The following is a 10,633-nucleotide window of genomic DNA, read 5'->3' on the forward strand; positions in this document are numbered from 1 at the left end:
TAGAGGTGGGATCAAGCGCCAGCAGGCGATGGATCGCCGAAAGGCCCCTTGCGACGGCGCGTTTTCGGGATCGAAGATCCCGCCGCCGGGATCACCGACGGCTTGATCGTCGTGCCGTCGTCGCGGGTGATCTCACCCTTTTCGAGTAACGTCTTGATCTCGTCGCCCGAGAGCGTCTCATATTCCAGCATCGCATTGGCAAGCAGGTGAAGCTGATCCTCGTGTCCGCTCAGCACTTCCTGCGCCCGGGCATAGCCCTGCTCGACCAGCCCCCGAATTTCCTTGTCGATCAGCTTCGCCGTCTCGTCCGACATATGGACGCGCTGACTCTGCGAATAACCGAGGAAAGTCTCGCCCTGCTGCTCCTCATATTGAAGCGGCCCAAGCTTGTCGGACATGCCCCATTGCGTAACCATGTCGCGCGCCAATTTGGTGGCATATTGGATGTCGCCCGACGCACCCGACGACACCTTGTCATAGCCGAAGATGATCTCCTCGGCCACGCGGCCACCCATGGCGACGGCCATGTTCGCGTGCATCTTGTCGCGGTGGTAGCTATAGCTGTCCCGCTCAGGCAGGCGCATCACCATGCCCAGCGCACGGCCGCGCGGGATGATCGTCGCCTTGTGGATCGGGTCGGACGCCGGCTCATGGACCGCGACGATGGCATGGCCCGCCTCATGATAGGCGGTCATCTTCTTTTCATCGTCGGTCATGACCATGGAGCGGCGCTCGCTGCCCATCATGACCTTGTCCTTCGCCGCCTCGAACTCGTCCATGGCGACGAGGCGCTTGCCGCGACGAGCCGCCATCAGCGCGGCTTCATTGACGAGGTTGGCGAGGTCCGCGCCGGAGAAACCTGGCGTGCCCCGCGCGATAGTCCGCGGATTGACGTCCGGCGCCAGCGGCACCTTCTTCATGTGAACAGCCAGGATCTTCTCGCGGCCCTCGATGTCGGGACGGGGCACCACGACCTGCCGGTCGAAGCGGCCCGGACGAAGCAGCGCGGGGTCCAGCACGTCGGGGCGGTTCGTCGCCGCGACGATGATGATGCCCTCATTCGCCTCAAAGCCGTCCATCTCGACCAGAAGCTGGTTCAGCGTCTGCTCGCGTTCGTCATTGCCGTTGCCCAGGCCAGCGCCGCGATGGCGGCCGACCGCGTCGATTTCGTCGATGAAGACGATGCAGGGCGCATTCTTCTTTGCCTGCTCGAACATGTCGCGCACGCGGCTGGCGCCGACGCCGACGAACATCTCGACAAAGTCCGAACCCGAAATGGTGAAGAAGGGCACGCCCGCCTCACCCGCGATCGCGCGGGCCAGCAGCGTCTTGCCGGTGCCAGGCGAACCGACCAGCAGCGCGCCCTTGGGAATCTTGCCGCCCAGCCGCGCGAACTTGGTCGGGTCCTTCAGGAACTCGACGATTTCCTGAAGCTCCTCGCGCGCTTCGTCGATACCGGCGACGTCATCGAACGTCACCTTGCCGTGCTTCTCCGTCAGCAGCTTGGCCTTCGATTTGCCGAAGCCCATCGCGCCGCCCGCACCGCCGCCCTTCTGCATCTGGCGCAGCACGAAGAAGGCAATGCCCAGGATCAACAGGAATGGCAGCGACTGGTAGATGAGGATCATCCAGAAGCTCGGCTGTTCCTCCGCCTGTCCGGAATATTTGACATTATAGTCGTCCAGAAGGCCGGTAAGCCCCGGATCATTGACCGGGACCGTGCTGAATTTCTGGCCGCTGCTCAGTGTGCCGGAAATCCGGTCGGTGGCGATGGCGACGTCCTTGACCTGGCCTTCCTGCACCTTGGCGCGGAATTCGGAATAGGCGATGCCCGTGCCGGCGGTCGACGCCGTGCGGCTGTCGAACATGGAGACGAACAGCAGCAGGGCGACAATTACCCCCGCCCAAATCATCGCGCTCTTGATCCAGGGATTACCCTGCGGGTCCTTCTCGTCGTTCATTCACCACTCTCTTTCACCCGGCAAGATAGGATGCCGCAGCAAAATCGCAAGCGCGCGACCTTTCCGGTCAGCCGCCGACAAATTGCGACAAGGCAATATAGGCCAAGATCACCGCGACCCCTGCGGAAAGACCGCAGAGCATATACCCTGTGTAGAGCAACATTGGCGGATGGGGCCGTTCCATCCGGTGATTGCGCTGTGCTGCCGAAAGAATGACGCTGGCCAGCAGGCCATAGGTCACCGCTGCAAATTCAAACATGAATCGAAAAATCCCACGCTCAACTGGCCTCATTAACCAGCATAGGCGTTAAGGAAAGGTCATTTTGCGCGGACAAATCGACAGATGGTTCGCCGGACGCGCCAAGCGGTGGAACCTTTCCGTAACGATCCTCTATTGCCATCGCCGCTGCGGCGCGACGGTTAGCGTCCATCGGGATCCGCCCTTCAACACCAGGCGCCCAACACTCATTTTTCGTCCCTGGCGCGCTGCTTCGATCAGGCGATCGACGGCGTCCCCTCGAGGCGGCGAGGCGTCAGGCTGCAATCGCTTCACCATCCGCAGAAGCAATCGTCGCAGCAATTCGCGCGGCAGATCGGTGCGATCCAGCGCCAGCCCTTCTCCTTCGGCCGACAGGTGACGCGCAGCAAGATCGTCCACCATCCATTCCAATGCTTCCTCGGCCTCCGCCAGAGCCGCAGCACTGCGGCCCGCCGCCTCGGCATCTATCCATTCGACCCCCGCCAGCTCCGCTCGCAAGGCCGCCCGGTCAAAGCGCGGATCGCTGTTCGACGGATCATCGACATAAGGCAGCCCGCGCACACGCGCATAGGCCAACAATGCCGCCTTGCGCATCCCCAGCAGCGGTCGCAGAACCACACCCTGCCGCGCCCGCACGCCCGCCAACCCGCTGACGCCGGATCCCCGGTTGAGGCGCATCAGCAGTGTTTCGAGTTGGTCATCGGCGTGATGCGCGGTCAGCAGCCAGTCCAGGCCGCGTGCCACCCGCCAGCCCTCCAGCAGCGCATAACGCTGTGCCCGCGCCCAGCCCTGCACATTGCCCCGAACCGCGCCGTCAGGATGCAGCGTGGTATGGACGATCCCCGCCCGCGCGCACCAGTCCGCCACCATCGCGGCCTCGGCGGCGGATGCTTCGCGCAGACCGTGATCGACCGTCGCGGCCTCGACCCGCCCGGCAAAGGCCCTTCCCGCCATGTCGAGCAGCGCCATGCTGTCCGGACCGCCCGACACCGCCACGCCGAAGCGGGCGGCGCCGTCTTCCCCGATCAGCGAAGCAATCGCCCGGATCAGCTCGTCGACGGGATCGCCCTCACTCATCCGCGCTTCAGGCGGTACACTTGGCCCTGGTCCGGCCCTTGTCCATCATGCCGCGCAGACCGGTCGACAGGGTCGCACCATAGACCTGCTCCAGTTCCGCATAGACCTTGCATGCGTCAGCCGGTTTCTTGAGCTGGATCAGCGCTTCGCCCAGATAGGCCAGGCTGTCGGGCGCCCGGTCGCCCTTGGGACGCTTTTGATAATTTTCATAGAAGGCGACCGACGCGAGCGCCGGCTTGCCATCGTCCAGATAAGCGCGGCCCAGCAGGTTCGCCGCCTTGCTGGCGATCGGGCTGCTGCCATATTTGTCGACCGTCGCCTTCAGCTGCGCCTGCGCCTCCGGATAGAATTTCGCGTCCCATAGGCGGAAACCGTAGCTATAGGCATCGTCCGCCTCATTGCCGCTGGAAGGCCGCTCTATCGCGGCAACAGCGGTCTTGCGCTCCTCGCTTGCGCCGCTGGGGGCGGGGCGAGGCGCGGGGTGGCTGGATGCCGCAGCAGGCGCAACAGAAGCCGAGGGTGCGGAGACCGGGGGCACGACAACGGGCGCGGCGCGGCTTTCCTGCTCCGCCTTGTAGCGGTTGAACGCCTCCTCCAACTGCTTCAGCTTGAAACTGTTTTCCTCGACCTGACCGGTGACAGAGGCAAGTTGCGATTCCAGCGCGCTCACCCGCGCCGTCAGGTCGGCCACCGGCGTTGAGGAAGGCGATCCGGGCATGATGGCGGGCGTCGCCGGGCGGGTGATTTCCGCCTCCAGCGGCGCGCCGGCGGGAAACACCTTGCGCTGCACGGCGCGCATTTCCTTCTCCAGCCGGTCAACCCGCACATCGACGCTGACATTCTGGGCCGCGACGGGCGCGGCGAACGCGGCCAGCACCAGTGCAGAGGTCGCGAAAAAGGCGTTACGCATGATGATCCCCGACTTGAACTTCTTCAATGCAATACGGCGCATCCCGGCCGCTCTCCATCCGTAACCATAAGGCGTTATCCCGCTCGGTAAAGCGAGACTTTGCCTAAAGCCGTTGGCGTAAAGTCGACGCCTTAATCCTCAGGAGCGGTCTGGGCGGGAGCAGTCTCGACTGGAGCCATGCCGGGCGATGCCGATGCGGCTGGCGCCGCCGGAGCCGTGGGCGACGCAGCGGGAACCGCATGCCCGGCGCCCGTCCGGGTGGAAGGCGCCGGTGCCAGTGCCGGCGTCGTCGCCCCGCCAGTCGGCGCCGCGCGCGCGAGCAGCGCCTCGGCATTGACCGGCACGTCGGCAATGGTCCGGTCCGGCGGCCCCAGCGGCGCGATCCGCTTCCCTCCGACCGTCACGGTGAGCGCCTGCGGCCGGCCGGTCAATATCATTGGATTGCGCGCATTGGCCGGCAGCGTGAAGGTCTCGCCCTTCTTCATAAGGCCGTCCTTCAGCCGCTCGCCAGCCTCGTCATAGATGCGCAGCCACACATCGTCATTGGCAGTGAACAGCACGGTCTGCGATACCGGCGCAGCCTGGGGCGCGCCAGCGGCAGGATGGGCGGCGTTCGGTGCCGGCGCCTGCTGCGCCGCGATTTCCTCGCCCGTCGGCGGGGTCATGACCTGCATGCGCCACACCGCAAAGCCCGCCACCAGGATCACGACGATGGCGGCAGCCGTCCAGGCCAGCGCGCGGGACGGAACACGCGCCGGATCAGCCGGCTCGAACGCTTCGTAACGGACGCTGCCCATATCCGAATTATGCACGGCGCTGCGCACGTCGGCGGCAATCGCGACCTCATCCACGTCGATGGCGCGGGCATAGGCGCGGGCGAAGCCGACCGCATAGGGTATGCCGGGCAAGGCGGCATAATCGTCCCGCTCGATCGCCTCCAGTTGCCGTTGCGCTATGCGGGTGCGGGTGGCGACGTCCTGGATCGACAGCCCTTGCGCCTCTCGCGCCGCGCGCAGTCGCGCCCCCGGGGTGCCTAGCCGTTCCGGCGTCGCGACGCCGGCTTCCTGTTCAGCTTCTTCTGACATGCTGCTCCGCGATCCTTGAAGGCCGGCCTTGTCTCATTGCGGGACGGGGATTGTCAACGCCGCACCAGCCCGATGTGCCGCCACAATCCTCTCAATTCAATTCAATAGCATGTTCCCCGGCCCAGTCGACCAGCGCCGAGCGAACATCCGTCACACCCTCGTCGAGCAACTTGCGCATCACCGTCCGCAGCTTCGCCGCGTCGAGGGAACGGATCATCGCCTTGACCGGACCGACCGAGGCCGGCGTGATCGACAGGCGCCGCACGCCCAGCCCGACCAGCGCCATCGCCTCCAGCGTGCGCCCACCCATTTCACCACAGACGCCTACCGGCACCTCTTGCGCCTCGCAGGCACGAACCACCCTGTCGAGAAACCGCAAGATCGCTATGCTGAGCCAGTCATAGCGCTCCGCCAGGCGCGGATGCGCACGGTCGGCGGCAAAGAGGAACTGGGTGAGGTCGTTCGTGCCGATGGAGAGGAAGTCGACCCGGGGCAGGAGCAGGTCCAGCACCTCTGCCAGCGCGGGCACCTCCAGCATGGCGCCATAGCGCACCGATACCGGCAGCTTCTTCTTCTGGGCCATCAGCCATTCGCGCTGATGCTCGACCAGCGCGCGAGCCTGCTCATATTCCCAGGGTTCCGACACCATCGGGAACATGACGTGCAATGTCTTGCCTGCCGCCGCCTCCAGCAACGCGCGGGCCTGCGCCTTCATCAGCCCGTCCCGGTCCAGCGCCAGCCGCAGCGCGCGCCAGCCCATGGCCGGATTGTCCTCCAGTTCCTCCTCGCCGTCCCGCGCCATGTAGGGCAGCGCCTTGTCGCCGCCGATGTCGACGGTGCGGAAGATGACGGGACGATCCCCCGCCGCGTCCAGCACGTCGCGATAAAGGCGCTGCTGCTTTTCGCGCTGGGGCAGGGTCGCGGAAACCAGGAACTGGAATTCCGTGCGGAAAAGGCCGATGCCGTCCGCACCCACAATATCCAGCGCCTGCGCATCCTCCCGCAACCCGGCATTGACCATCAGCTCGATGCGCTGTCCGTCCGCCGTGACCGAGGGCAGGTCGCGCATCGCGGCAAATTCCGCCCGCCGCTTCTGCGTCACGTGCAGCTTGTTCTCGAACGCCTCCTCCATGTCGGGCGTCGGCCGGATCAGCAGGTTGTTGTCCGCGACGTCCATCAGGATCAGGTCACCCTCATTGACCTGATGGCGGATGTCACGCACGCGGCCCAGCACCGGCACGCCCATGGCGCGCGCGACGATGGTGACATGGGCGGTGAGCGATCCTTCCTCCAGGATGACGCCCTTCAGCCGCCGCCGGTCATATTCCAGCAGTTCCGCCGGCCCCAGGTTGCGCGCGATGAGGATGGCATCCTGCCTGAGGCCCAGCTGCGCCGCAGTCCCCAATTGCCCCGAAACGATGCGCAGCAACCGGTTCGCCATGTCCTCCAGATCGTGCATCCGGTCCTGCAACAGCGGATCGTCGATCTGGCGCATGCGCATGCGCGTGCGTTGCTGCACTCTCTCGATCGCGGCTTCGGCGGTCAGGCCGCTGTCGATCGCTTCGTTGATCCGCCTGATCCACCCCTCGTCATAGGCGAACATCTTGTAGGTTTCGAGCACCTCCTGATGCTCGCCCTCCGTACCGAACTCGGCCGTGCCGGTCATCCGGTCGATCTGCTCGCGCATTTTGGTGAAGGCGGAAATGACGCGCTGCCGCTCCGCCTCCGTATCTTCGGCGACGGTATGTTCGATATGCACGCGCGGCTGATGAAACACCGCATGGCCGCGCGCCATGCCCATCACCAGCTGCAACCCGTGCAGCACGGACGGACCCGTGTCCTGAACCCTGCTGTCCAGTGGCCCGTCATCGGCCAGTTCCGCATTGGCGATCAGCTCCGACAGCACCATGGCCACCGTCTGCAGCGCCTCTATCTCGATTTCCTCATAGCGGCGCGGCTCGACATGCTGGACGCAAAGCACGCCGATGGCGCGCTCCCGCCGCACGATCGGCACGCCGGCGAAACTGTGGAACAGTTCCTCCCCCGTTTCCGGCCGATAGCTGTAATCGGGGTGCGAGGCCGCCTCGTCCAGGTTCAGCGTCTCGACATTGGTGGCGATCATGCCGACCAGCCCCTCGCCCATCGCCATGCGGGTGACGTGGACGGCCTCCTGCTTGAGACCCCGGGTCGCGAACAGCTCCAGCAGCCCCTCGCGCACCAGATAGATGGAGCAGACCTCGCTCGACAGCGATTCCCCGATGATCTCCACCACCTTGTTCAGCTTCGCCTGCGCACTGGTGCGCGCGGCCATGACTTCCTGTAGGCGGACGAGGATCTGGCGGGCGGCGGCGGCGGGCGTGCTGAGCATATACCAAGCGCTAACAGATCGTACGTCCGCTTTCCAAGGCGAATATGCGCGGTTCCATCCAATTTCCTTCCCCGCCCATGGCGGAAAGAGGAAGCGAATTCGTTTACGGTCGTAAAATCTTGGTTGGTCAGCGAGTCAGGGAGACGAGCATATGGCAGAAATCGACACGAAGGCGTTCGAACAGGATCTGATCGACCGCGGCTATTCCCGCCGCCAGATGGGCAAGGTCGCCGCCCTGCTGAGTGCAGGCGCGGCAGCCCTGCGCGTCACCGGTGCCATGGCGCAACAGGCCGCAAAGCCGGTCGAGGGTGCCGTGCGCATCGGCGCCAATGAATGCTGGACCGGCCCCTTCCCTGTCGCCGCCGAAGCCGCGTTCAAGCTGGTACGGGAAGGCAATCGATACGAACCGGATGATGAGCATGCCAAGCTGTTCGCCGCGGTCGCCACCGTGGAGGGCATCCCCGCAGAGCATATCACCGCCTGGCCGGGCTCCAGCGATCCGTTGAGCCGCGTCGCCGTCGCCTATGCCTCCCCCACCCGCGGCATCGTCACCGGCAACCCTGCCTATGAAGCCATCTGGCGCACTGGCGACTGGCTGGGCGCAAAGGTGACGAAGGTGCCGCTTACCAAGGACTATGCCCATGACGTGAAGGCGATGCTGGCCGCCGATCCCAATGCGGGCGTCTATTATATCTGTTCGCCCAATAATCCCACGGGCACGATGACGCCCTTGGCGGACATCCAGTGGCTGGCCGACAACAAGCCCAAGGACGCGATCCTCGTCGTCGACGAAGCCTATATCCACTGGTTCGACGGTCCCAATGCCGCCAAACTGGCCGCAACCCGCGACGATGTGCTGATCCTGCGGACCTTTTCCAAGCTGTTCGGCATGGCGGGCATGCGCCTTGGCCTGACCTTCGCCAGCCCGGCGATCATGCAAAAGATGATGCGCTATGATGGCGGGCAGGTGACGGCGATGCTGCCGATGACGGCCGTCGCCTGCGGCACGGTGTCGGTGGCGCAGGCCGACCTTATCAAGGCCCGCCGCGCCGAAATGGTCGCCAACCGGGAAATGGCCATCGCGCATCTGAAAAAGAAGGGGATCAAGGTCATTCCGGGCAGCCAGGCCAATATGTTCATGGTCGACTGGGGCAAGCCGGCGAAGGAAATGCAGGCCGCGATCCTTGCGCAAAAGGTGCAGATCGGGCGCAACTGGCCGATCTGGCCAAACGTGTCGCGCGTCTCGGTCGGCTCGACCGAGGAGATGAAGGCCTTTTGCGACGCCGTCGACAAGGTCTGGAAAGCCTGATCAAGCACAGCGGCTCATTATTTCCCCGAAAACGGAGGCGGCGCATTGCGGAAATGCGCCGCCTCCTTCGTTTCCCCCGGTTGAATATACGCAGTCGTGCAAAACTAGGGGACAGACATGACCATGATGTTGGAAAAGGACGCCCGCGAAGACCTGCTCGAACGGGGCTATTCCCGTCGCACCATTGGCAAGATTTCCGCTTTGATGGCTGCCGGCGCGGCTGCCGGCAACCTGTTGGTCCAGCCCGCCTTCGCGCAGCAGCAGGCCGCGCGCGGAGTGAAGGGCGCGGTGCGCATCGGCGCCAACGAATGCTGGACCGGCCCGTTCGAACCGGGCGTGCAGGCCGCCGCCAGGGCCGCGGCCGTCGGCAACTGGTACGATCCGGATAACTACAAGGGCGACCTGATCGCTACCGTCGCCAAGGTGGAAGGCATTCCGGAATCACACATCATGCTGTGGCCCGGCTCCGGTGGCCCGCTGGTCAGCACCGTCGCGGCTTTCTGCTCCCCCACCAGGGGCCTTGTCACCGCCGATCCGACCTTCGAATCCGCCTGGCGCACGGCCGATTACCTGAAGGCCCCGATTGCCAAGGCGCCCCAGGCAGTCGGCAAGGGCCATGACGTGAAGGCGATGCTGGCCGCCAATCCCAATGCCGGGCTCTATTATATCTGCTCGCCCAACAACCCGACCGGCACCGTGACCCCGCTGGCCGACATCGAATGGCTGCTCGCCAACAAGCCCAAGGATTCGATCCTGCTGGTCGACGAAGCCTATATCCACTTCTCCGAAGCGCCCAGCGCGGTGAAGCTGGTGGCGGGCCGCAAGGACCTGATCGTCATGCGGACCTTTTCCAAGCTGTTCGGCATGGCGGGCGTGCGCCTGGGACTGACCTTCGCGGACCCGGAAATCCAGAAGCGCATCAGCCTCTTCGGCCCCACGGCCGGCGGCCTGTCGATCACCGCCATGGCCTGCGGCAATGCAGTCTACCCCGAAGCTGGCCTCATCAAGGCGCGGCGTCAGGAAATGATCGCGAACCGGGAGGAAACCATCGCCTGGCTCACCAGCAACGGCATAGAGGTGCAGCCCGGAAGCCAGGCCAACATGTTCATGGTGGACTGGAAGACCAAGCCGGCCAAGGTCATGCAGGCCGCACTGATCGCCACACCGGAAAAGGTCCAGATCGGGCGCAACTGGGCGATCTGGCCCACCGTCTCACGCGTCACCGTCGGTTCGACAGACGACATGGCGAAGTTCCGCGCAGCAGTGGGCAAGATTTACAAGGCCTGACCCTTAAAAAGCCGAAGAAGGGCGCCCGGTGCGGTCCGGGCGCCCTTTTCTGTGCATCGACAGGTTGGCTGCGCATTTCGACCAATTTCCGTCATTAGTGTCCTGTTCGCGCGCCCCGAAAGCGGTCAGTTGCTCATGCCTTGTATTTCATATGCCTCAAGCAGCGGCCACAAAATCTCTGCGTTTATACCCTGTTGTTCGACCGCATTTCGAAGAGCATAAAATTCGTCATCGGTCTTTATCCGGCCCTGGCGAACCACCCGCTGCACGACCTTCGAAAAGCGCGCTCTCACCTCGGTCAGCGTTGGTAAGCCCTTCTCCGAAAGCTCGCTGTTGCACTTCGCCACATCGGGAGCAGCCCAATCATCCGTGTATTC

At 64.5% G+C, this 10,633-nt stretch carries 9 protein-coding genes; 2 read left to right on the forward strand and 7 right to left on the reverse strand.

What is annotated here, in order from left to right; translation table 11 throughout:
- Positions 1-11: 11 nt before the first annotated feature.
- From ftsH to ptsP, 6 genes are all read right to left on the reverse strand, one after another.
- Positions 12-1,961: an ATP-dependent zinc metalloprotease FtsH gene (gene ftsH / locus MRBLSP13_RS06240; RefSeq protein WP_363735509.1), complete on the reverse strand. Its 1,950-nt coding sequence runs from the start codon at positions 1,959-1,961 to the stop codon at positions 12-14.
- A 67-nt stretch (positions 1,962-2,028) separates the two neighbouring features.
- Positions 2,029-2,220 (reverse strand): hypothetical protein, encoded by a 192-nt coding sequence (locus MRBLSP13_RS06245; RefSeq protein ID WP_066555398.1) that lies wholly within the window; start codon positions 2,218-2,220, stop codon positions 2,029-2,031.
- Positions 2,221-2,352: 132 nt separating this feature from the next.
- Positions 2,353-3,297, reverse strand: a complete 945-nt coding sequence (gene tilS / locus MRBLSP13_RS06250; RefSeq protein WP_363735511.1) for a tRNA lysidine(34) synthetase TilS — start codon at positions 3,295-3,297, stop codon at positions 2,353-2,355.
- Between the two features lie 7 nt (positions 3,298-3,304).
- Complete coding sequence (locus MRBLSP13_RS06255; RefSeq protein ID WP_363735591.1) at positions 3,305-4,207, reverse strand: tetratricopeptide repeat protein; 903 nt, start codon at positions 4,205-4,207, stop codon at positions 3,305-3,307.
- Positions 4,208-4,338: 131 nt separating this feature from the next.
- Entirely contained in the window at positions 4,339-5,292 is a 954-nt protein-coding gene (locus MRBLSP13_RS06260; RefSeq protein ID WP_363735512.1) for a helix-turn-helix domain-containing protein, read from the reverse strand.
- Between the two features lie 91 nt (positions 5,293-5,383).
- Positions 5,384-7,660: a phosphoenolpyruvate--protein phosphotransferase gene (ptsP, locus tag MRBLSP13_RS06265; protein WP_363735513.1), complete on the reverse strand. Its 2,277-nt coding sequence runs from the start codon at positions 7,658-7,660 to the stop codon at positions 5,384-5,386.
- 151 nt (positions 7,661-7,811) lie between these two features.
- On the opposite strand from ptsP, the gene MRBLSP13_RS06270 reads away from it, so the two are divergent.
- Both MRBLSP13_RS06270 and MRBLSP13_RS06275 read left to right on the forward strand, forming a co-directional pair.
- Positions 7,812-8,969 carry a pyridoxal phosphate-dependent aminotransferase gene (locus tag MRBLSP13_RS06270; protein WP_363735515.1) on the forward strand — a complete coding sequence of 386 codons (1,158 nt, stop codon included), beginning with the start codon at positions 7,812-7,814 and terminating at the stop codon, positions 8,967-8,969.
- Between the two features lie 117 nt (positions 8,970-9,086).
- Positions 9,087-10,256, forward strand: a complete 1,170-nt coding sequence (locus tag MRBLSP13_RS06275) for a pyridoxal phosphate-dependent aminotransferase (protein ID WP_363753432.1) — start codon at positions 9,087-9,089, stop codon at positions 10,254-10,256.
- A 125-nt stretch (positions 10,257-10,381) separates the two neighbouring features.
- Here MRBLSP13_RS06275 and MRBLSP13_RS06280 read toward each other — a convergent pair.
- A partial coding sequence (locus MRBLSP13_RS06280; protein WP_363753435.1) for a hypothetical protein occupies positions 10,382-10,633 on the reverse strand: 252 nt, incomplete at its 5' end.

The sequence above is a fragment of the Sphingobium sp. LSP13-1-1.1 genome, from assembly GCF_040676415.1.
In the GTDB taxonomy this organism is placed as follows: Bacteria; Pseudomonadota; Alphaproteobacteria; order Sphingomonadales; family Sphingomonadaceae; genus Sphingobium.

What these genes read in the sequence shown, in the direction of transcription:
- tilS (WP_363735511.1), bottom strand. Translation starts at nt 3,297, where the DNA reads ATGAGTGAGGGCGATCCCGTCGACGAGCTGATCCGGGCGATTGCTTCG.
- MRBLSP13_RS06260 (WP_363735512.1), bottom strand. Translation starts at nt 5,292, where the DNA reads ATGTCAGAAGAAGCTGAACAGGAAGCCGGCGTCGCGACGCCGGAACGG.
- ptsP (WP_363735513.1), bottom strand. Translation starts at nt 7,660, where the DNA reads ATGCTCAGCACGCCCGCCGCCGCCGCCCGCCAGATCCTCGTCCGCCTA.
- MRBLSP13_RS06275 (WP_363753432.1), top strand. Translation starts at nt 9,087, where the DNA reads ATGACCATGATGTTGGAAAAGGACGCCCGCGAAGACCTGCTCGAACGG.
- MRBLSP13_RS06245 (WP_066555398.1), bottom strand. Translation starts at nt 2,220, where the DNA reads ATGTTTGAATTTGCAGCGGTGACCTATGGCCTGCTGGCCAGCGTCATT.
- ftsH (WP_363735509.1), bottom strand. Translation starts at nt 1,961, where the DNA reads ATGAACGACGAGAAGGACCCGCAGGGTAATCCCTGGATCAAGAGCGCG.
- MRBLSP13_RS06270 (WP_363735515.1), top strand. Translation starts at nt 7,812, where the DNA reads ATGGCAGAAATCGACACGAAGGCGTTCGAACAGGATCTGATCGACCGC.
- MRBLSP13_RS06255 (WP_363735591.1), bottom strand. Translation starts at nt 4,207, where the DNA reads ATGCGTAACGCCTTTTTCGCGACCTCTGCACTGGTGCTGGCCGCGTTC.